Here is a 21,919-nt window from a genome sequence, read left to right on the forward strand (position 1 = left end):
CGCCGCCTTCGGTGGCTACAAGAAGTCCGGCGTGGGCCGCGAGACCCACAAGATGATGCTCGACCACTACCAGCAGACCAAGAACCTGCTGGTCAGCTACGACATCAAGCCGCTGGGCTTCTTCTGACCCTGCCGTTCTCCACGCGCCCCGACGCAAGGGTCGGCAGGTCGGAGCCGTCCGGGGTGGCTGCCGGTTTCCCTCAGTTTCCGGCAGCACCTCTTCACAGCGCGGCTTCGGCCGCGCTTTTTTTCCATGCCCCGCGCTCCGGCCGCGACTTCGGCAGCCCCGGGCCGCTCAGTTGCCCGGTCAGACCGCTCTCCCGCTGCCAGTGGAGTACGGCTGGCATTAAAATGAACCCCCAATCCCCGGAAGCGACGGCGTTGAGCAGCGAACTGAAGGCTTTCTACCAGGTGGCGCAACTGGGCAGCATCACCCAGGCGGCGAAGAAGCTCGGCCTCAGTCAGCCGACGGTGACCACCCAGATCCGCCAGCTGGAGGCGCGCTACGGCATCGAGCTGTTCTACCGCGGCGGCCGCCGGCTGACCCTCAGCGATGCCGGCGCCGAGCTGCTGCCCAGGGTGCGCGCGCTGCTGCAGCAGGAAGCCGACATCGAGTTCTTCCTGCGCAACAGCGGCCAGCAGCAGGGCAGCCTGCGCCTCGGCGCCACCGCGCCCTACTACGTGCTCGACCTGCTCAAGCGCTTCCGCGAGCGCCTGCCCAGCGTCGAGGTGGCGGTGCAGATCGGCAACTCCCAGGAGGTGCTGGAGGCGCTCGACGAGTTCCGCGTCGACCTCGCCGCCTCCTCGCAGCGCCTCGACGATCCGCGCCTGGTGCGCCTGGAACTGGGCCGCGACCCACTGGTGCTGGCGGTGCACCGCGAGCATCCGCTGGCGGCGCTGAGCAGCGTGCCGCTGGCCGCCCTGGCCCGCCACTGCCTGCTGATGCGCGAGGCCGGCTCCACCACCCGCGAACTGACCGAGCGGATGCTCATGGATGCCGGCGTGCGCCCGCAGGCACTGCTGGAGATCGGCAGCCGCGAGTCGATCCGCGAGGCGGTGCTGCGCAACATCGGCGTCAGCATCATCGCCCGTCACGAGGTGCCGCACAGCCCGGAGCTGCGCGTGCTGGCGCTGGAGGGCGCGCCGCAGATCGTCGAATACCTGTACTGCCTGAAGGAACGCCGCCTGGCCCGCCTGCCGGCGGCCTTCCTCGCCGTGGCCCGCGAGGCCGCCGCACAGCCGGACTGAAAACCCGGCTTCACAAAAATCCCGATGCATCCATCGGCAGGTTTTGCCCAACTGCCACAGGGCTTTCGCACAGTCCGCCTAGCATGACCCTCGTCGCGTCATACCGCTCCACGAGGAACGCATCATGCTCCCCACGTCCACCCCGCACCTGCGCGTGCACGATCTGCGCAAGCGCTTCGGCAGCTTCACCGCCCTCGACGGCGTGTCCCTGGACATCGCCGCCGGCGAGCTGGTCTGCCTGCTCGGCCCCTCCGGCTGCGGCAAGACTACCCTGCTGCGCTGCGTGGCCGGCCTCGAGCGCCAGGACGGCGGCACCCTGCACATCGGTGCCCGCAACATCTCCGCGCTGCCGCCGCAGGCCCGCGACTACGGCATCCTGTTCCAGTCCTACGCGCTGTTCCCCAACCTGACCGTCGAGCAGAACATCGCCTATGGCCTGACCGGCAGCGAGCGCGAGGCGATCCGCGCGCGGGTCGCGCAGATGCTCGAGCTGGTCGGCCTGACCGGCAGCGAGAAGAAGTATCCCGGCCAGCTCTCCGGCGGCCAGCAGCAGCGCGTCGCCCTGGCCCGCGCGCTGGCCCCGGCGCCCTCGCTGCTGCTGCTTGACGAGCCGATGTCGGCGCTCGACGCCCGCGTGCGCGAGCACCTGTGCACCGAGCTGCGCGCCCTGCAGCGCCAGCTCGGCATCACCACCCTGATGGTCACCCACAACCAGGACGAGGCCATGCTGATGGCCGACCGCATCGCGGTGATGAACCACGGCCGCGTCGAGCAGTACGCCACCCCAAGGGAGATCTACGCCCAGCCGGCCAGCCCGTTCGTCGCCGAGTTCGTCGGCCAGGGCAACTGGCTGCCGTTCGAGCGCAGCGGCGAGGGCTTCGCCCGGGTCGGCAACCTCGACCTGCGCCTGCCGGTGGCGGCCGGCGCCGAGCGCGGCCGGCTGTTCTGCCGCCCCGAGGCCATCGTCATCAACCCGCCGGTGCACGAGCCGAACCTGTGCCGCGCGCAGATGCGCGAGATCACCTTCCTCGGCAACCGCTGCCGGCTGAGCTTCGAGCTGGCCGAGCTGCCTGGCCACGCCCTGCAGGCCGAGGTCGCCCCCGAGGCGCTGCCGCACCCGGCCGGCGAGCTGTGGGTCGCCCTGCCGCCGCACCGCCTGCAGGTGTTCGCCTGACATGCACAGCACCCTCTCCCTCCCCGCCGGCGCCCGCGCCGGCCTGCGCTGCGCCCGCGCCGACCGCCTGTTCGTCGACGGCGGCAAGTGGCTGATGCTCGCCCTCCTCGTCCTCGCCGTGCTGCTGCCGCTGACCGCCATGCTCTGGCGCGGTTTTGCCGGCGAGCCGGGCCAGGGCGGCGGCCTCGCCGCTGCGGCCGAGCTGCTGGCCAGCGCCAACTTCCGCTGGCTGCTCGGCAACAGCCTCAAGGTCGCGCTGACCGTGGCGCTGATCGTGGTGCCGCTGGCCTACCTGTTCGCCTACGCCCTGCAGCGCACCCTGATCCCGGCCAAGGGCCTGTGGCGCGGCATCTCCCTGCTGCCGCTGTTGGCGCCGTCGATGCTGCCGGGCATCGCGCTGATCTACCTGTTCGGCAACCAGGGGCTGCTGCGCGAGCTGCTGGACGACAACATCTACGGCTTCTGGGGCATCGTCCTCGGCGAGGCGATCTACACCTTCCCCCACGCGCTGATGATCCTGCTCTCGGCGCTGGCGCTGGCCGACGCGCGGCTGTTCGACGCCGCGGCGAGCATGGGCGCGAGTCCCTGGAAGGCGTTCCGCAGCATCACCTGGCCGGGCAGCCGCCAGGGCGTATTCGCCGCCTTCTGTCTGGTGTTCACCCTGACCATCACCGACTTCGGCGTGCCGGTAGTGATCGGCGGCGACTACCAGGTGCTGGCGCTGGAGGCCTACAAGGCGGTGGTCGGCCAGCAGCAGTTCGGCCGCGGCGCGCTGATCGGCCTGGTGCTCCTGGTGCCGGCGCTGCTCAGCTTCGCGGTCGACGCCTGGCTGCGCCGCCGCCAGCGCGAGGCGATGAGCGGTCGCGCCCAGGTGTTCCGCCCGCAGCCTGCACCGCGCCGCGACGCCGCCTTCCTCGCCGTGGTGATCGCCCTGTGCAGCCTGCTCCTGCTGGTGTTCGGCATGGCGGTGTACTCGTCGCTGGTCGCCTTCTGGCCGTACAACCTGTCGCTGTCGCTGCGCCACTACGCCTTCGCCGACCTGCCCGGCGGCTGGCAGCCGTACTTCAACAGCCTGCTGATGGCCTCCGCCAGCGCGCTGATCGGCGGTTTCCTGATCTTCACCGGCGCCTGGCTGCTGGAGAAGACCCGCCAGGACGCCCTCACCCAGGTCCTGCGCCTGCTGTGCTTCGTGCCCATGGCGGTGCCCGGTCTCGTGCTCGGCCTCGGCTACGTGTTCTTCTTCAACCTGCCGGGCAACCCGCTCGGCGGCCTGTACGGCAGCCTGCTGCTGCTCACCCTGTGCACCGTGGCGCATTTTTTGAGCACCGCGCAGATCACCGCCAGCACCGCGCTGCGCCAGCTCGACGGCGAGTTCGAGGCCGCCGCCCTGTCACTGCGCGTGCCGCTGTTCCGCCACTACCTGCGCGTCACCCTGCCGCTATGCCTGCCGGCGCTGCTGGACATCGTCCGCTACCTGTTCGTCTCGGCGATGACCACGGTGTCGGCGGTGATCTTCCTCTACAGCCCGGACAGCATGCTCGCCGCCATCGCCGTGCTGAACATGGACGACGCCGGCAACGTCGGCGGCGCTGCCGCCATGTCCACCCTGATCCTGCTCACTTCCGCCGCCGTGTCCCTGCTGCTGGCCGCCGCCTCGCGCGGCCTGCTGCGCCGCAGCCAGGCCTGGCGCCAGGACCCGAATCCCTGACTCACTCCCGGAGAACCACCATGCTCAAACGTCTCGCCCTCGCCATCGCCGTAGCCGCCGGCCTCAGCCTGCAGGCCCAGGCCGCCACCGAACTGACCGTCTACACCGCCCTCGAGGTGGAGCAGCTCAAGGCCTACAAGGAAGCCTTCGAGAAAAAGCACCCGGACATCGAGATCCGCTGGGTTCGCGACTCCACCGGCATCATCACCGCCAAGCTGCTGGCCGAGAAGGATCGCCCGCAGGCCGACGCGGTCTGGGGCCTGGCCGCCTCCAGCCTGGCGATCCTCGACCAGCAGGGCATGCTGGAGGCCTACGCGCCGCAGAACCTCGCCAACATCGATACCAAGTACCGCGACGCCGCCAATCCGCCGAGCTGGGTCGGCATGGACGTGTGGGCCGCCACCGTGTGCTTCAACCACGTCGAGGCCGAAAAGCAGGGCCTGCCCAAGCCGGTACGCTGGGAGGACCTCACCGACCCGGTGTACCAGGGCAAGATCGTCATGCCCAACCCGGCCTCCTCCGGCACCGGCTACCTGGACGTCAGCGCCTGGCTGCAGACCTTCGGCGAGCAGCAGGGCTGGGCGTTCATGGACAAGCTGCACGCCAACATCGGCCAGTACACCCACTCCGGCTCCAAGCCGTGCAAGCTGGCCGCCGCCGGCGAGTTCCCGATCGGCATCTCCTTCGAGTACCCCGCCATCCAGCTGCAGCGCCAGGGCGCGCCGCTGGACATCGTGCTGCCCAAGGAGGGTCTCGGCTGGGAGGTGGAGGCCACCGCCATCCTCAAGGGCAGCGATGCCGGGGAGGCGGCGCGCAAGCTCGCCGACTTCGCCGCCAGTCCGGAGGCCATGCAGCTGTACAGCAAGAACTTCGCCGTGCTGGCCCAGCCGGGCATCGCCCAGCGCATCAGCGAGCTGCCGGCCGACTACGAGCAGCGCCTGATCGCCAACGACTTCGCCTGGGCCTCGAAGGAGCGCGAGCGCATCCTCGCCGAGTGGCGCCAGCGCTACGACGGCAAGTCCGAGAAGCAGTGAGGAGCCCGGCATGAGCAACCACTGCGACATCGCCATCGTCGGCGCCGGCATCCTCGGCCTGGCTCACGCCTATGCCGCCGCCCGTCGCGGCCTCAAGGTGCGCGTGTTCGAGCGCAGCGAGCGCGCCCTCGGCGCCTCGGTGCGCAACTTCGGCATGGGCCTGATCACCGGCCAGGCGCCCGGTCCGATGCTCGAGCTGGCCCGCGCCAGCCGGCCGATCTGGGCCGGCTGGGCGCAGGCCGCGGGCTTTGCGGTCAAGCGCGAGGGCTCGCTGCTGTTCGCCCGCAGCGAGGCCGAGGAACGGCTGCTGGAGGCGTTCTGCGCCGGCCGCGCCCGCGCGCACGGCTACCGCGTCGAGCTGCTCGGCCGTGAGGCGCTGGGCAGCATCTATGCCGGCCGCTTCCGCCACCACCGCGCCGCCCTGCACGGCTTCGACGACCAGCAGCTGTACTCGCGCGAGGCGCTGCCGGCGCTGGCCGCCTGGCTGGCCCGCGAGCACGGCGTGGAGTTCCATTTCGCCACCCTGGTGCGCGACGTCGAGCCGGGCCTGCTGCACACCACCGCCGGGCGCTTCCAGGCGGGGCAGATCGTCGTCTGCTCCGGTCACGACTACCTGACCCTGCTCGCCGAGCAGCTGCGCGCGCTGGAGCCGCAGGTCTGCCGCCTGCAGATGCTGCGCGTCGCCCCGCAGCAGGCGCTGGACCTGCAGCATGCGGTGCTCACCGGCCTGTCCGGCGTGCACTACGGCGCCTTCGCCGACCTGCCGGAAGCCGAGGCGGTGCGCCAGCAGATCCGCCGCGAGTGCCCGGCGCTGGAGCGCTTCGGCATCCACCTGCTGGTCAGCCCGACGCCGAGTGGCGAGCTGATCATCGGCGACTCCCACGACTACGGCCAGGACGCCTCGCCGTTCAACGCCGAGGAAGTCGACCGGCTGCTGCTGCAACTGGCCGAGCACACCCTGGCCACCCCGCTGCGGGTGGTCGAGCGCTGGCAGGGGGTGTACGGCGGGCGCGGACCGGCGCCGTTCTCGGTCACGAAAGCCGCCGAGGGCGTCACCGCCATGCTGATGCATACGGGCCTCGGCATGAGCGTCGGCCCGGCGCTGGGCGAGCGGACCATTGCGGCGCTGCTCGGCGAGCCGGCCGGCTGACGGGAGGAGGCACGCACCATAACGACGCAAGCCGCATCAAAGCGGTGCCGATCCATGCGCTCGATTAGGCACTCCCCGGCGCAAACTCCACCAATAGCCGCATCAGAGAATCTGGCACGTTATCTGCTTTAGAGAATTCGACAATTCATCGAGCGTAACCCTCAACGGCGAGGGGCGCGCTCCCCGAGCGATTCGGGATCCGGACAAAGGCGTCCTGCTGGCAACGGCAGGACGCCTTTTTTGTTTTTCGCAGGTCGGTTTCCGCGATGGGAGAGAAACCATGAACAAGCTCAAGCTGGTGATGGTCGGCAATGGCATGGCCGGGGTGCGGACCCTGGAGGAGCTGCTCAAGCTCGCGCCGGACATGTACGACATCACCGTGTTCGGCGCCGAGCCGCACCCCAACTACAACCGCATCCTGCTCTCCCCCGTCCTGGCCGGCGAGCAGACCTTCGAGGAGATCGTGCTCAACGACCTCGACTGGTACAGGGACAACGGCATCGACCTGCGCATCGGCTGCAAGGTGGTGGACATCGACCGCCACGCCCACAAGGTGATCGCCGAGGACGGCAGCGAGGTCGGCTACGACCGCCTGATCATCGCCACCGGCTCCAACCCGTTCATCCTGCCGATTCCCGGCAAGGACCTGACCGGCGTGATCGGCTACCGCGACATCGCCGACACCCAGATGATGATGGACACCGCCAGGACCCACAGGCACGCGCTGGTGATCGGTGGCGGCCTGCTCGGCCTGGAGGCCGCCAACGGTCTGAAGCTGCGCGGCATGGACGTCACCGTGGTGCACCTCGGCGACTGGCTGCTCGAGCGCCAGCTCGACAGGACCGCCGGCCAGCTGCTGCAGAGCGCGCTGGAGGCGCGCGGCATCCAGTTCCGCCTGAGCACCCAGACCGCCGCCCTGCTCGACGACGGCGAGGGCCGGGTATGCGCCGCCCAGTTCGCCGACGGTGATGTGATCCCCGCCGACCTGGTGGTGATGGCCGCCGGCATCCGCCCCAACACCGAGCTGGCCGAGCGTGCCGGCCTGCCGTGCAACCGCGGCATCCTGGTCGACGACACCCTGCAGACCTTCGACCCGCGCATCTACTCGGTCGGCGAGTGCGCCAGCCACCGCGGCATCGCCTACGGCCTGGTCGCCCCGCTGTTCGAGCAGGCCAAGGTGTGCGCCAACCACCTGGCCCAGCTCGGCTTCGCCCGCTACGAGGGCTCGGTGACCTCGACCAAGCTCAAGGTCACCGGCATCGACCTGTTCTCCGCCGGCGACTTCATGGGCGCGGACGGCACCGAGACCATTACCCTCGCCGACCCGATCGGCGGCGTATACAAGAAGCTGGTGATCAAGGACGACGTGCTGGTCGGCGCCTGCCTGTACGGCGACACCGCCGACGGCAGCTGGTACTTCCGGCAGATCCGCGAGAACCACAACGTCGCCGAGATCCGCGACCACCTGATGTTCGGTGAAAATGCATTGGGCGACGCCGGCCACCAGGGCCAGGACAAGGCCACGGCGATGCCCGACGACATGGAAGTGTGCGGCTGCAACGGCGTGTGCAAGGGCTCCATCGTCAAGGCCATCCAGGAGCACGGCCTGTTCAGCCTCGACGAAGTCAAGAAGCACACCAAGGCGGCCAGCTCCTGCGGCTCGTGCACCGGCCTGGTCGAGCAGATCCTGATCAACACCGTCGGCGGCGCCGCCGACGTCAAGCCCAAGAGCGAGAAGCCGGTGTGCGGCTGCACCGACTACAACCACGGCCAGGTGCGCAAGACCATCCGCGAGCAGCACCTGACCTCGCTGGCCGACACCATGGCCTTCATGGAGTGGCGCACCCCCAACGGCTGCGCCACCTGCCGCCCGGCGCTCAACTACTACCTGATCTCCACCTGGCCGGGCGAAGCCAGGGACGATCCCCAGTCGCGCCTGATCAACGAGCGTGCCCACGCCAACATCCAGAAGGACGGCACCTACTCGGTGGTGCCACGCATGTGGGGCGGGGTGACCAACCCGTCCGAGCTGCGCCGCATCGCCGACGTCGCCGACAAGTACCAGATCCCGATGGTCAAGGTCACCGGCGGCCAGCGCATCGACCTGCTCGGGGTGAAGAAGGACGACCTGCCGGGGGTGTGGAAAGACCTCGACATGCCCTCCGGCCACGCCTACGGCAAGTCCATCCGCACCGTGAAGACTTGCGTCGGCAGCGAGTTCTGCCGCTTCGGCACGCAGAACTCGACGCAGATGGGCATCGACCTGGAGCACGCGCTGTTCGGCATGTGGTCGCCGCACAAGGTCAAGCTGGCGGTCTCCGGCTGCCCGCGCAACTGCGCCGAATCCGGCATCAAGGACGTCGGCATCATCGGTGTCGATTCGGGCTGGGAGCTGTACGTCGGCGGCAACGGCGGCATCAAGACCGAAGCCGGCGAGTTCTTCACCAAGGTCAAGACTGCCGAGCAAGTCATGGAATACAGCCTGGCCTTCCTGCAGCTGTACCGCGAGGAGGCCTTCTACCTGGAGCGCACCGTGCACTACATGCACCGCGTCGGCCTGGAGCACATCAAGAAGATCGTCCTCGGCGACGAGGCGCGCCGCAAGGAACTGCACCAGCGCCTGCTGTTCGCCCTGACCTTCGAACAGGACCCGTGGAAGCAGCAGATCGAAACCCCGGCGCTGAAGAAGGAGTTCGAGCGCATCCCGGTCAGGGTGATGGAACCCGCCTGACCCCGCCTGCCAGGGGCGGGTCCTGCCGGTCGGCGTCCAGGAAAGCGCCGCACCGGCAGGACCGGCACCTGCCACCCACACCGCGAGCGACCGAACGAGATTGAGGAGAAACGACATGAACTGGCTGGATATCTGTGCCCTGGAAGAGATCAACGTGCTCGGCGCGCGCATCGTCGCCGGACCCAAGGGCGACATCGCGCTGTTCAGGACTTCCGCAGATGAAGTGTTCGCCATTGACGACCGCTGCCCGCACAAGGGCGGCCCGCTCTCCCAGGGGCTGATCTACGGCAAGCGCGTGGCCTGCCCGCTGCACAACTGGCAGATCGACCTGGAAAGCGGCGAGGCCCTGGAGCCGGACGTCGGCTGCAGCCACAAGTACCCGGTCAAGGTCGAGGGCGGCCGCGTGCTGCTGGCGCTGAAGGACTGCGCCTGACCCGTAGGGTGCGCCGCGCGCACCCCAGACACGCCCATCCGGTGCGCACGGCGCACCCTACGCTTGAACCACGACGGAGCGACAGCCATGACCCGGCCGACCCAGACCACCGCCTCCACCTGCTGCTACTGCGGCGTCGGCTGCGGCGTGCTGATCGAGCACGACGGCGAGCGGATCACCGGCGTACAGGGCGACCCGGCGCACCCGGCCAACTACGGCCGCCTGTGCAGCAAGGGCTCGACCCTGCACCTGACCGGCGACCTGGCCGCCCGTGCCCTGCACCCCGAGCTGCGCCTGGGCAAGGCTCTGGCGCGCACCCGCAGCGACTGGGACAGCGCCCTCGACCACGCCGCCAACGTGTTCGCCGAGACCATCCGCGCGCACGGCCCGGACAGCGTGGCCTTCTACATCTCCGGCCAGCTGCTGACCGAGGACTACTACGCCTTCAACAAGCTGACCAGGGCACTGGTGGGCACCAACAACATCGACAGCAACTCGCGGCTGTGCATGTCCTCGGCGGTGGTCGGCTACAAGCGCAGCCTCGGCGCCGACGCCCCGCCCTGCTCCTACGAGGACATCGAGCAGAGCGACTGCCTGCTGATCGCCGGCAGTAACATGGCCTACGCCCACCCGGTGCTGTTCCGCCGCCTGGAAGCGGCCAAGGTCGCCCGCCCGGAGATGAAGATCATCGTCGTCGATCCGCGGCGCACCGACACCTGCGAGCTGGCCGACCTGCACCTGGCGATCCTGCCGGGCACCGACGTGGCGCTGTGCCACGGCATCCTGCACATCCTGCTGTGGGAAGGCTGGATCGACCGCGCCTTCATCGACGCCCACACCGAGGGCTTCGACGAACTGAAGAAACTGGTGCGCGACTACACCCCGGCGGCGGTAGCGGACATCTGCGGCATTTCCGTGGAAAACCTGCAACTGTGCGCCGAACTGATCGGCCAGGCGCCGTCGTTCCTCTCGCTGTGGTGCATGGGCCTCAACCAGTCGAGCAGCGGCAGCGCCAAGAACAGCGCGCTGATCAACCTGCACCTGGCCACCGGGCAGATCGGCAAGCCGGGCGCCGGCCCCTTCTCGCTGACCGGCCAGCCCAACGCCATGGGCGGGCGCGAGACCGGCAGCCTGGCCAACCTGCTGCCCGGCCATCGCGAGGCCGGCAACACCGGGCACCGCGCCGAGGTCGCCGGCTACTGGGGCGTCGACGCCCTGCCGGAGGCGCCCGGCCTGAGCGCCGTCGAGCTGTTCGAGGCGGTCAGGATCGGCAAGGTCAAGGCGCTGTGGATCGCCTGCACCAACCCGGCGCAGTCGATGCCCGACCAGCAGAAGATCCACGAGGCCCTCAGCAACTGCCCGTTCGTGGTGGTCCAGGAGGCCTACGCCACCACCGAGACCTGCCGCTACGCCGACCTCTTGCTGCCCGCCGCCGGCTGGGGCGAGAAGGAAGGCTCGGTGACCAACTCCGAGCGCCGCGTCAGCCACGTGCGCCGCGCCGTACCGCCCGCCGGCGAAGCCCGGCCGGACTGGGCGATCGTCTGCGACTTCGCCCGCCGCCTGGAGCGCCAGCTGCGCCCCGGCCAGCCCAGCCTGTTCGACTTCGCCAGCCCGGCCGCGCTGTTCGAGGAGTACAAGCTGCTCACCGCCGGCCGCGACCTCGACCTGTCCGGCCTCAGCCATGCGCTGCTCGACGACCTCGGCCCGCAGCAGTGGCCGTTCCCGGCCGGCGCCATCGCCGGCACGCCGCGCCTGTACGCCGACGGGGTGTTCCCCACCGCCAGCGGCCGCGCCAACTTCGTCGCCGATCCGTACCGCGCACCGCAGGAGAAGCGCGAGGCGCGCTATCCGCTGACCCTCAACACCGGCCGCCTGCGCGACCAGTGGCACGGCATGAGCCGCACCGGCACCGTCGCCCGGCTGTTCGGCCACGTCGAGGAGGCCGTGCTCAGCCTGCACCCGGAGGAGCTGCGCCGCCGGCGTCTGGCCAGCGGCGACCTGGTCAGGCTGCGCAGCCGCCGCGGCTCGCTGATCGTGCCGGTGCAGGCCGACGAGGGCGTGCGTCCCGGCCAGGCCTTCCTGCCGATGCACTGGGGCGACCGTTTCCTCAAGGGCCTGGGCATCAACGTGCTGACCCTGCCGGCTTACGACCCGCTGTCCAAGCAGCCGGAACTCAAGCACGCCGGCGTCGAGGCGGAGAAGGTCGAGCTGCCCTGGCAGCTGTTCGCCCTGGTCGAAGGCGACGTGCAGCAGCGCTTCGCCGCGCTGCGCCCGCTGCTGGACGACTTCGCCTACGCCAGCCTGACCCTCACCGGTCGCGAGCGCCCGGCGCTGCTGGTCAAGGCCGCCAGCGCGGTGGCTCCCGACGCCGCCCTGCTGGCGCGCATCGACGCCCTGCTCGACCTCGACCAGGGCCCGGTGCTGGCCTACGACGACCCGCGACGCACCGTCGGCAAGCGCGTGCGCATCGAGGACGGGCGCATCACCGCCATCCGCCTGGCCGGCGAGACTGCCGCGCGCGACTGGCTGAAGGCGCTGTGGGAGGACGGCCAGGCCGACGCCGAGCTGCGCCGCTGGCTGCTCGCCCCGCTGAGCACCCCGCCGGGCAACGCCGGGGCGTGCAAGGGCAAGACGCTGTGCAGCTGCATGAACGTCAGCGAGGCGGCGATCCAGGGCGGCATCGCCCGCGGCCTCGACCTCGACGGCCTCAAGCAGGAACTCAAGTGCGGCACCAGCTGCGGCTCCTGCGTACCGGAGATCAAGCGGCTGCTGGCCAAGGCCCCGGCCTGAACCAGTGACGAACCGCAGGGTGGGTTAGACCGCAGGTCGTAACCCACCGACCGGCCACGAGGCCGGCAATCGCGATGCCTGACGGCATCGATGGTGGGTTACGCCGCGAGGCGGCTAACCCACCCTACGCAGATCGATGAATGCCCCGCCGGCGTGGCAACGCCGACAAGCGACACGAGAGAGGTGGTGAACATGAGCGCAAAAGTCTGGCTGATCGGTGCTGGCCCGGGCGATCCGGAACTGCTGACCCTCAAGGCCGTGCGCGCCCTCGGCGAGGCCGAGGTGGTGCTGATCGACGACCTGGTCAACCCGGCGGTGCTCGAGCACTGCCCACAGGCCCGGGTCATCGGCGTCGGCAAGCGCGGCGGCTGCCGCTCCACCCCACAGGAGTTCATCCACCGCCTGATGCTGCGCTACGCCCGCCAGGGCAAGTGCGTGGCGCGCCTGAAGGGCGGCGACCCGTGCATCTTCGGCCGCGCCAGCGAGGAGGCCGACTGGCTGGCCGAACGCGGCGTGGCCAGCGAGATCGTCAACGGCATCACCGCAGGACTCGCCGGCGCCACCCAATGCGGCATCCCGCTGACCCTGCGCGGCGTGGCCCGCGGCGTGACCCTGGTCACCGCCCACACCCAGGACGACAGCAGCCTGAACTGGCCGGCGCTGGCCCAGGGCGGCACCACGCTCGTCGTCTACATGGGCGTGGCCAAGCTGGCCGACATCCGCGACGGCCTGCTGGCCGGCGGCATGCCCGCCGCCATGCCGGTGGCAATGATCGAGAACGCCTCGCTGCCACAGCAGCGCGAGTGCCGCAGCAGCCTCGGCGCCATGCAGCAGGACGCCGCCGCCTTCCGCCTGCAGAGCCCGGCGATCCTGGTGATCGGCGAGGTGGCAGCAGCCCGTCAGAATGCCGAGCAGACCGGGCCGAGCGACCTGCTCGCGGCGGTCGGCATGCGCTGAGCCTGGCCGCCCCACGCCTGCAACACGCGCGAACTCCTGCATGGAGCGGACCGCCCCGCAAGTGCGGCGGTTGGCCGCGCCTCCGCACGGACTGGGGGCGCAGCCGTCACGCCGTCGTCACCGCTACCTGTGGTAACATTCGCCCGCACATCGCGCGGCGGAAAACGGACAAGCGTGCCGCACCGCCAAAATCCCGACCAACGGTCAAAGCGCCGCAGCTCACCCCGCTGCGGCAGCGCAACGGCTCTGCATCAGGCCTCGGCAGGCATCTGCGGACCAGCCGATAACCCAGCTGGCAGCTCGGGAAACTTTTTGCATCGAAAACATCTAATCTGGCGTGCATTCTGCATCTAGAGTGGCACTGACAAACTTTGCGCGGTGCACCAGGACTCGAGCGACAACGCCAGACCGCGTGGATAACGACAGGCCAACAAAAACAACAGGCCCCGAAATGATCAAGTTCAATACCAAATGGCGTCAGGCTGCCCTGGCCGTATTCGCCATCACCCTCCTGCTGGTACTGCCTAACCTGAGTCGAATGATCGGCTGAAACGGCGCCGAGCGTCGCTTCAGCGCGCGATCGGCATCCACCAGGCCAGCAGCAGCGGCAGCAGCACGAACGACAGCACTGTCGAACACATCACCAGGCTCGCCACCGCCTCCGGCGAGCGGTTGGCGCGCACGGCGAACAGGTAGTTGAACACTGCCACCGGCATCGCCGACTGCAGCACCAGCACCCCGTGCGCCAGCGGCGAGAGGCCCAGCGCCACGCCCATCCCCCAGCCCACCGCCGCCCCGCAGAGAATCCGCAGCGCGCCCAGCAGGATGCCGCGACCGATGTGCTGCACGCGGATGCTCGCCAGCGACACGCCGAGGGTGATCAGCATCATCGGGATCGCCAGGCCGCCCAGCAGGTTGACCGTGTTGGCCAGCCAGCGCGGCAGTTCGAGGTCCAGCAGCATCACCGCCAGCGCCGCACACAGGCTGAGGATGATCGGGTTGACCAGCAGCCTGCGCCACGAGCGCTCGGCACCGGAGAGGATCATGCCGAGGGTGAAGTGGCCGACCGAGAGCATCAGGAAGAACGCCACCGCCAGCGCCAGGCCCTGCTCGCCGAAGGCGTACAGGCTGATCGGCAGGCCCATGTTGCCGGTATTGGGGAACAGGTAGGCCGGCACCAGCACCTTCCAGTCCTGGGCCATGGCGCGGCTGAGGGCCAGGCCGATCAGGCCCATGACCAGCGACACCGCCACGCACGCCAAAGCCATCTGGCCGAAGGCCTGGACGTCCACCTCGGTGCGGCTGAGGGTCGACAGCACCAGGCAGGGCGTGCCGACGTTGAGTACCAGGCGGGCGACGAAGTCGGTGGGGTAGCCCTGTCCCGAACGCACCCAGCCATATCCGATCCCGGCGACGATCAGCACCGGCGCCATCACGGCGAACAACTCGGCCAGCATGTCCTGTCCTTGCGCAAAAGAAGCCGATGCTACGCGCCGGGGACGCGCCCTGCCAAGTTTGCTAGGCTGCGCGTCATCGTCCCCCTGTCGGAAGCTCTGCCATGCGCCTCCTGCCGCTGCTGCTGGTCCTGCTCGCGCCCCTGGCCGGCGCCGCCGAACTGCTGGTCGAGCTGGCAGACGGCCCGCGCCGCTACGGCAGCGCCGAACTGCTCGCCCACCCGGCCAGCCGCGAGATCGAGATTCCCGCCGACGTCAGCTACAAGCGCGCCATGCGCTACCGCGCGCTGCCGGTGGCCGAGCTGCTACCGGGCGTGCGGCCCGGCGAGCACCTGCAGGCGGTGGCCGACGATGGCTTCGCTGCGGAACTGCCCGCCGCCGCGCTGCTCGACGCCGCCGGCGCGCGCGCCTGGCTGGCGGTGGAGGACCCGGCAGCGCCCTGGCCGGCCCTGGGCAAGGCCGGCAGGAGCGCCGGCCCCTTCTATCTGGTATGGACCAATCCCGAGACCGAGCAGATCGGCCCGGAGCAATGGCCGTTCCGCATGGTGCGCCTGCGCGTGCTCCCCGCCGTGGCCGAGCGCTTCCCGGCGCTGCGCCCGGACCCTGCGCTGGCGGCGGAGGATCCGGTCAACCTCGGCTTCGCCCAGTTCCAGAAGCACTGCCTGGCCTGCCACCGCCTGAACAAACAAGGCGACGCCGCCTTCGGCCCCGACCTCAACGTGCCCTACAACCCCACCGAGTACCTGCGCGCCGACCTGCTGCGCCGCTACATCCGCGACCCGCAGGCCCTGCGCCACTGGCCGCAGGCACGCATGCCCGGCTTCGGCGAGGCGGCGCTGAGCGAGACGCAGCTCGACCAGTTGCTGGCCTACCTGCGCCACATGACCGGGCGCAAGGTGGCCGCCGACAACTGAACGGTCAGCGCCCGGCGCGCGACTCGCGGATGTAGTAGCGCGCCCGCTCGGCCTTCTTCACGCAGCTGTCGTAGGCCTCGAACTGCTGCTGGGTCTTGGCCGCGGTGATCAGCGACAGGGCCTTGGAATAGCTGACCGTGCCGGCGAAGCCTTCGGCCTTGGCGATGTCCAGCTCCTTCCAGGCGGCATCTACCGAGTAGGCGCAACCATCGCGATTCTGCGTCTTGCCGGCGCAACCGACCAGGGTCAGGGCAAGTACCGGCAGCACTATCCAGCTCTTCATTGGCACGTCTCCAGCACGGGGAAATACGCCAAGTCTAGGGCATGAATGCCACGCATGCGGACACGCCCCCTTCATCCCCCCTCGCCGAGCAGCGCCACCGCCTTGATCTGCGCCCACAGCTGCAACCCCGGCGCCAGGCCGAGATGGTCGCTGGAGCGGCGGGTGATGCGCGCCAGCAGCGGCGTGCCGCCAGCGTCCAGGCGCACCAGCACGTGGGCCGGGGTGTCGGCCTCGGCCAGCTCGCACACCGTGGCGGCCAGCACGTTGGTGATGCTGCTGTCCTCGCAGCGGCTGAGCGCCAGGCTGACGTCGCGGGCATGCACGCGAAAGCGCAGCTTGTGGCCGACCGCCTCGGGGCGCCGGGCGACCAGCACCGCGCCGCCGGGGAAGACCAGGCGGGTCAGGTGGTAGGCCGGATCGTGGTCGGCCACCCGCGCCTTGATCACCACCCCGGCGTCCTCGCCGAGGGCGGTGGGCAGGTCGAGGCGCGCCAGGGTCTGCTGCAGGGGGCCCTGGGCGACCACCCGGCCCTGATCGAGCAGCACCACATGGTCGGCCAGCCGCGCCACCTCGTCCGGCGAGTGGCTGACGTAGAGCACCGGGATGTCCAGCTCGTCGTGCAGGCGCTCCAGGTAGGGCAGGATCTCCTGCTTGCGCTTGAGGTCCAGCGCCGCCAGCGGCTCGTCCATCAGCAGCAGGCGCGGACTGGTGAGCAGCGCGCGGGCGATGCCGACCCGCTGCCGCTCGCCGCCGGACAGCCGCCCGGGCATGCGCTCGAGCAGGTGGCCAATGCCGAGCAGCTCGATGACCCGCTCCCAGGAGACCCGCTGCGTCGCCTTGTCGATGCGCTTCAGCCCGTACTCCAGGTTGCGCCGCACTGACAGGTGCGGGAACAGGCTGGCCTCCTGGAACACATAGCCCAGGGCGCGGCGGTGGGTGGGCACGAACAGGCCGCGCTCGCTGTCCTGCCACAGCTCGCCGTTGACCTCGAGATGCGCCACGCTCGCCCGCTCGAGGCCGGCGACGCAGCGCAGGCAGGTGGTCTTGCCCGAGCCGGAGTGACCGAACAGCGCGGTGACGCCACGGCCGGGCAGCTGCAGGTCGACATCCAGCACGAAGCCGGCATAGTCCAGGCGGAAACGGGCACGGATGCCATCGGCCGGCGCGCTGGCCGTGTTGGCGCTGTTGGCGGCGGCGAGTTCCAGAGCTGCGGACATCCGAGAATCCTCCACCGGATCAGCCCAGCCCCGCCTTGACGCGGCGACTGGAATAGAGCGCGAGCAGCACGAGGAAGGAGAACAGCACCATGCCACCGGCCAGCCAGTGGGCCTGGGCGTACTCCATGGCCTCGACGTGATCGAAGATCTGCACCGACACGGTGCGCGTGCGCTCGGGAATGTTGCCGCCGATCATCAGCACCACGCCGAACTCGCCCACCGTGTGGGCGAAGCCGAGGATGCTGGCGGTGATGAAGCCGGGCCGGGCCAGCGGCAGCACCACGCTGAAGAAGGTGTCCCAGGGGCCGGCGCGCAGGGTCGCCGCTACCTCCAGCGGACGCTCGCCGATCGCCTCGAAGGCATTCTGCAGCGGCTGCACCACGAAGGGCATGGAATAGAACACCGAGCCGACCACCAGGCCGGCGAAGGTGAACGGCAGGGTGCCGAGGCCCAGCGCCTGGGTCAGTTGGCCGACCGGGCCGTGCGGTCCCAGGGTCACCAGCAGGTAGAAGCCCAGCACCGTGGGCGGCAGCACCAGCGGCAGGGCCACCACCGCCCCCACCGGCCCCTTCAGCGGCGAGCGCGTGCGCGCCAGCCACCAGGCGATCGGCGTGCCGATCAGCAGCAGCAGCACGGTGGTCAACGACGCCAGTTCCAGGGTCAGACGGATGGCGGCGAGATCCTGGGCGGTCAGTGGCATGGCCGCAGCTCCGGGTCAGAGGTCGTAGCCGTAGGCGCGGATCACCGCGGCGGCCTGCGGGCCCTTGAGGTAGTCGACCAGCGCCCGGGCTGCCGGGTTGTCCTTGCCCTTGGCGAGGATCAGCGCATCCTGACGGATCGGCTCATGCAGCTCCGCCGGCACCAGCCAGGCCGAGCCGCCGGTGATCCGGCCATCCTTGTACACCTGCGACAGAGCGACGAAACCGAGCTCGGCATTGCCGGTGGCGACGAACTGGTGCGCCTGGGCGATGTTGGCACCTTCCACCAGCTTAGGCGCCAGCGTCGCCCTGAGCCCCAGCTTGTCCAGCACCTGGGTGGCGGCCAGGCCGTAGGGCGCGGTCTTCGGGTTGGCGATGGCCAGGTGCCTGAAGCCGCCCTGCCTGAGCACCTCGCCCCGGCCGTCCACGTAGTCCGGCCTGGCCGACCACAGCACCAGCTTGCCGATGGCGTAGGTGAAGCGCGAACCCGGCACGCCGGCCCCCTCCTCCTCCAGCTTCTGCGGCGTGCCGTCGTCGGCGGAGAGCAGTACCTCGAAGGGCGCGCCGTTGTGGATCTGCGCGTAGAAACCGCCGGTGGGCCCGAAGGAGGCGACCAGCTTGTGGCCGGTGTCCTTCTCGAAGGCGCTGGCGATCTCCTTGATCGGCGCGGTGAAGTTGGCGGCGACGGCGACCTGCACCTCACCGGCCCGGGCGGCGCAGGCCAGCAGGACGGAACCCAGGGCAACGGACAGGCGGGACAGCGAAAGGCTCATGGTTGGACTCCTTGTCGAAAGATCAGTCCCAGGCGGCGAGGATCACGCTGGAGGACTGGAAGAAGGCGCAGGCCTCCACCCCGGGGGCGATGCCCAGCGCCGCGCAGCTCTCGGCGGTGACCACGCAGGTTACGCTGCGCCCGGACGGCAGGGCCAGGGTCACCTCGCTGTTCACCGGCCCCTGGTGGACGGCGGCGACTTCGCCCCACAGCTGGTTGCGCGCGGTGAGCCGGATGCCGCGCTCGGTGGCCAGCATCACCGAGGAAGACTTGACCAGGGCGAACACCTCCTTGCCGATGGCCAGGCCGAGATTGTCGGCGCTGGCCGGGGTGATGATGGCGGCGATCTCGGTCTGCGCGTCCAGGCGGATGCGCACCTCGTAGTCCACCCCGCCGACGCGCAGGCCGCTGACGGTGCCGGCGAACTGGTTGCGCGCGCTGGTCTTCATGCTCATCGAGTGCATCAGGCGCTGGAAGGACCGGATGTCGCCGCCGCCGACATCACCGAGGCGCGCCGACAGGCGATCGAGGGCGCCCTGGTACTCGATCTCCAGGGCACGGTACATGGCCACGATGCGCCGTCCGTACTCGGTGAGCTGCGTGCCGCCGCCCTGACGCCCGCCGGCCACGCGCACCACCACCGGCTCCGGGGCCAGGTTGTTGAGGGTGTCGATGGCGTCCCAGGCCGCCTTGTAGGACAGCGGCACGGCCTTGGCCGCGCGGTTGATCGAGCCCTCGCGCTCGATGGCCTCGAGCAGGCGGATGCGGGTATCGGACAGCGCGGTACCGACGTCGGTATCCAGCGACATGCGCGCCAGGAAACGGGTGGCGGTCGTGGTCATGGCGGTTGCTACCTGGTTATCTGTATTCACGGATTCATACAAGGCAACCTGCATGCCAAACCGTCTTTCCTATGGTTGAACGGCCAAAAGCCGCGCCCTTACGCTGTTGCCCATGGGCCTGCCACCGGCTTACCGATATTCGCTATGTCACAAGCGACATAGCGAATGTTGCAGACCCTACATGACTCGCGGCAGGAGTGCGTCATGGAAATCGGCGCAGGCAACGTCTTCGAGGGAAGCGTCGCCTCCGTGCAGCCAGGCGCGGTGATCGAGGCATCCAGCGCGATCCTCGGCGTGCCGGCCTGAGCGATCCCCAGGAACGCGAAAGGGGCGTAGCCGGCCAGCTGCGCCCCCTTCCCGTTGCACGGCGGGAAGCTCAGCGCCGGGCGCGCTGGCGCAGGTAGTCGACCACCGCCTGCTGGTCGCCGCTGAACTCGATGCGCGCGGCCTTGCTCTCGCGCTGGTAGGCGTACATCGGGTCGTAGTACTCGCCGAGCAGCCCCTCGATCCAGCCGCGGTGCAGGTCGACCTTACCGCTGCGCTGCTGCTCGGCCAGCGCCTCGTCCATGATCGCCGCCAGGCGCTGGTAGCGCTCGCCGCCCAGGCGCCTGACGATGTTCTTCAGACTCTGCTGCAGGCGCTCGGCGAAGGCGAGCATGCCCTGTTCCTCGCCGTGCAGGGCGACGAACTCGGCGGACAGGTCGATCACGTAGTCGCCGAGGATGCGCTCGACGCGCCCTTCCAGGCTGTCCTCCAGCCACACCAGCGGGTACTCCTGCATGCCCTGGTGCAGCGGCAGCGGCAGCGAGCAGCTGCCGATCAGCCGGCTCTCGTCCTCAAGGACGAAGGAATGCATGCCGGCCGCACGCTTCTTCAGCAGGTCGATGGCCAGCAGGTTCTCGAAGTCGATCTGCCCCGGCTGCCCGGTGGCGTGCTTGCCGAAGCTGGAGCCGCGGTGGTTGGCGTGCTGCTCCAGGTCGACGGCGTTGCCGAGCTGGGCGAGCACTTCGGTCTTGCCGGTGCCGGTCATGCCGCCGACGATGACGAAGTCGCACTCGGCGACCGCAGCCTCGGTGGTGTCGATCAGGAAGTTGCGCAGCGCCTTGTAGCCGCCGATCACCCGCGGGTAGTCGATGCCAGCCTCTTCCTTGAGCCACTGCTGGGTGATCTGCGAGCGCAGGCCGCCACGGAAGCAGTACAGGTAGCCGTCGGGGTTGGCGCGGGCGAAGGCGGCCCAGGCCTCGATGCGCTCGGCCTTGAGCGGGCCGCGCACCAGTTGGTGGCCCAGCTCGATGGCGGCCGCCTGGCCGTGCTGCTTGTAGCAGGTGCCGACCTTCTGCCGCTCGACGTCGTTCATCAGCGGCAGGTTGACCGTGTGGGGAAAGGCGCCCTTGGTGTATTCCACCGGGGCGCGCACGTCCATCAGCGGCAGGTCGTTGAGGAAGATGTCGCGGTAATGGGCACTGTTGGGACGCATCAGAGCACCTCTACCGCGTGGCTCTGTCGGGCGACCAGCTCGCCGATCGGCGCCAGCGCGAGGCCCAGCTCGGCGGCGACGGCGAGGAACTCGGCCTCGCCTTCCGACGCCACGGCGATCAGCAGACCGCCGCTGGTCTGCGGGTCGCACAGCAGCAGCTTCTGCGCTTCCGGCAGCGGGGCGATGCGCTCGCCGTAGCTGTCGAAGTTGCGCAGGGTGCCGCCGGGCACGCAGCCCTCATCGAGGTAGTGCTCGACACCGGCGATGCGCGGCACCGCGGCGTAGTCGATGCGCGCGGTCAGGCCGCTGCCGTCGGCCATCTCCACCAGGTGGCCGAGCAGGCCGAAGCCGGTGACGTCGGTCATCGCCTTCACCTGCTCCAGCTTGCCGAAGCGCGCGCCCGGCCTGTTCAGGGTGCACATCCAGTCGCGGGCGAGGCCCACGTCCTCGGCGCGCAGCTTGCCCTTCTTCTCGGCGGTGGTGAGGATGCCGATGCCCAGCGGCTTGGACAGGTACAGCCGGCAGCCCGCGGTGGCGGTGTCGTTGCGCTTCATGAAGCGCTTGTCGACGATGCCGGTGACCGCCAGGCCGAAGATCGGCTCGGGGGCGTCGATGGAGTGGCCGCCGGCCAGCGGGATGCCCGCCTCGTCGCACACCGCGCGACCGCCGCGGATCACCTCGCGGGCCACTTCCGGCGCCAGCACGTTGACCGGCCAGCCGAGGATGGCGATGGCCATCAGCGGGTCGCCGCCCATGGCGTAGATGTCGCTGATCGCGTTGGTGGCGGCGATGCGACCGAAGTCGAACGGATCGTCGACGATGGGCATGAAGAAGTCGGTGGTGGACACCACGCCGCGCTCCTCGTCGATGGCGTACACCGCGGCGTCGTCGCGCGAGGCGTTGCCGACCCACAGTTTCGGGTCGAGGTTCTGCGCGCCGCTACCGGCGAGGATCACTTCCAGCACCTTGGGGGAGATCTTGCAGCCGCAGCCGGCGCCGTGGCTGTACTGGGTGAGGCGGATCGGTTCGCTCATGAG

At 69.7% G+C, this 21,919-nt stretch carries 19 protein-coding genes; 11 read left to right on the plus strand and 8 right to left on the minus strand.

Features of this window, described 5'->3' with window-relative positions:
• From RA210_RS11645 to cobA, 10 genes are all read left to right on the plus strand, one after another.
• On the plus strand, window positions 1–127 hold a 127-nt coding region (locus tag RA210_RS11645), incomplete at its 5' end, for an aldehyde dehydrogenase family protein (protein ID WP_201485342.1).
• 254 nt (window positions 128–381) lie between these two features.
• Entirely contained in the window at window positions 382–1,248 is an 867-nt protein-coding gene (locus tag RA210_RS11650; protein WP_236574726.1) for a LysR substrate-binding domain-containing protein, read from the plus strand.
• 124 nt (window positions 1,249–1,372) lie between these two features.
• Entirely contained in the window at window positions 1,373–2,422 is a 1,050-nt protein-coding gene (locus tag RA210_RS11655) for a putative 2-aminoethylphosphonate ABC transporter ATP-binding protein (protein WP_201486561.1), read from the plus strand.
• A gap of 1 nt (window position 2,423) precedes the next feature.
• The gene (locus tag RA210_RS11660; RefSeq protein WP_201486562.1) at window positions 2,424–4,130 is read left to right on the plus strand and encodes a putative 2-aminoethylphosphonate ABC transporter permease subunit; all 1,707 of its coding nucleotides are present in this window, start codon (window positions 2,424–2,426) and stop codon (window positions 4,128–4,130) included.
• Between the two features lie 20 nt (window positions 4,131–4,150).
• A complete protein-coding gene (locus tag RA210_RS11665) occupies window positions 4,151–5,164 on the plus strand; it encodes a putative 2-aminoethylphosphonate ABC transporter substrate-binding protein (protein WP_201486563.1) in 1,014 nt (337 codons plus the stop codon).
• Between the two features lie 10 nt (window positions 5,165–5,174).
• The gene (locus RA210_RS11670) at window positions 5,175–6,314 is read left to right on the plus strand and encodes a TIGR03364 family FAD-dependent oxidoreductase (protein WP_201486564.1); all 1,140 of its coding nucleotides are present in this window, start codon (window positions 5,175–5,177) and stop codon (window positions 6,312–6,314) included.
• 280 nt (window positions 6,315–6,594) lie between these two features.
• Window positions 6,595–9,045, plus strand: coding sequence for a nitrite reductase large subunit NirB (nirB, locus tag RA210_RS11675; protein ID WP_201486565.1), 2,451 nt, complete (start codon window positions 6,595–6,597; stop codon window positions 9,043–9,045).
• Window positions 9,046–9,160: 115 nt separating this feature from the next.
• Window positions 9,161–9,478, plus strand: coding sequence for a nitrite reductase small subunit NirD (nirD, locus tag RA210_RS11680; protein WP_136488963.1), 318 nt, complete (start codon window positions 9,161–9,163; stop codon window positions 9,476–9,478).
• A gap of 87 nt (window positions 9,479–9,565) precedes the next feature.
• Window positions 9,566–12,268 carry a nitrate reductase gene (locus RA210_RS11685; protein ID WP_201486566.1) on the plus strand — a complete coding sequence of 901 codons (2,703 nt, stop codon included), beginning with the start codon at window positions 9,566–9,568 and terminating at the stop codon, window positions 12,266–12,268.
• A gap of 192 nt (window positions 12,269–12,460) precedes the next feature.
• Window positions 12,461–13,225: a uroporphyrinogen-III C-methyltransferase gene (cobA, locus tag RA210_RS11690; RefSeq protein WP_201486567.1), complete on the plus strand. Its 765-nt coding sequence runs from the start codon at window positions 12,461–12,463 to the stop codon at window positions 13,223–13,225.
• A gap of 569 nt (window positions 13,226–13,794) precedes the next feature.
• Here cobA and RA210_RS11695 read toward each other — a convergent pair.
• Complete coding sequence (locus RA210_RS11695) at window positions 13,795–14,682, minus strand: AEC family transporter (RefSeq protein ID WP_201486568.1); 888 nt, start codon at window positions 14,680–14,682, stop codon at window positions 13,795–13,797.
• A gap of 101 nt (window positions 14,683–14,783) precedes the next feature.
• On the opposite strand from RA210_RS11695, the gene RA210_RS11700 reads away from it, so the two are divergent.
• Window positions 14,784–15,593 carry a cytochrome c gene (locus RA210_RS11700; RefSeq protein WP_201486569.1) on the plus strand — a complete coding sequence of 270 codons (810 nt, stop codon included), beginning with the start codon at window positions 14,784–14,786 and terminating at the stop codon, window positions 15,591–15,593.
• A gap of 4 nt (window positions 15,594–15,597) precedes the next feature.
• Here RA210_RS11700 and RA210_RS11705 read toward each other — a convergent pair whose 3' ends face one another.
• The 7 genes from RA210_RS11705 to selD form a co-directional block, all read right to left on the minus strand.
• A complete protein-coding gene (locus RA210_RS11705) occupies window positions 15,598–15,876 on the minus strand; it encodes a hypothetical protein (protein WP_136488968.1) in 279 nt (92 codons plus the stop codon).
• 71 nt (window positions 15,877–15,947) lie between these two features.
• Window positions 15,948–17,093 (minus strand): molybdenum ABC transporter ATP-binding protein, encoded by a 1,146-nt coding sequence (gene modC, locus RA210_RS11710; RefSeq protein ID WP_201486570.1) that lies wholly within the window; start codon window positions 17,091–17,093, stop codon window positions 15,948–15,950.
• Window positions 17,094–17,112: 19 nt separating this feature from the next.
• Entirely contained in the window at window positions 17,113–17,793 is a 681-nt protein-coding gene (gene modB, locus RA210_RS11715) for a molybdate ABC transporter permease subunit (protein ID WP_136488970.1), read from the minus strand.
• Between the two features lie 15 nt (window positions 17,794–17,808).
• Complete coding sequence (modA, locus tag RA210_RS11720; RefSeq protein ID WP_136488971.1) at window positions 17,809–18,564, minus strand: molybdate ABC transporter substrate-binding protein; 756 nt, start codon at window positions 18,562–18,564, stop codon at window positions 17,809–17,811.
• A gap of 22 nt (window positions 18,565–18,586) precedes the next feature.
• Window positions 18,587–19,405 carry a TOBE domain-containing protein gene (locus tag RA210_RS11725; RefSeq protein WP_201486571.1) on the minus strand — a complete coding sequence of 273 codons (819 nt, stop codon included), beginning with the start codon at window positions 19,403–19,405 and terminating at the stop codon, window positions 18,587–18,589.
• 376 nt (window positions 19,406–19,781) lie between these two features.
• Window positions 19,782–20,882, minus strand: a complete 1,101-nt coding sequence (gene mnmH / locus RA210_RS11730) for a tRNA 2-selenouridine(34) synthase MnmH (RefSeq protein WP_136488973.1) — start codon at window positions 20,880–20,882, stop codon at window positions 19,782–19,784.
• Window positions 20,882–21,916, minus strand: coding sequence for a selenide, water dikinase SelD (gene selD / locus RA210_RS11735; RefSeq protein ID WP_201486572.1), 1,035 nt, complete (start codon window positions 21,914–21,916; stop codon window positions 20,882–20,884). Before selD ends, mnmH begins: the two co-directional genes overlap by 1 nt.
• Between the last annotated feature and the right edge of the window lie 3 nt (window positions 21,917–21,919).

Source organism: Pseudomonas sp. OF001, assembly GCF_904426495.1.
GTDB lineage: Bacteria > Pseudomonadota > Gammaproteobacteria > Pseudomonadales > Pseudomonadaceae > Geopseudomonas.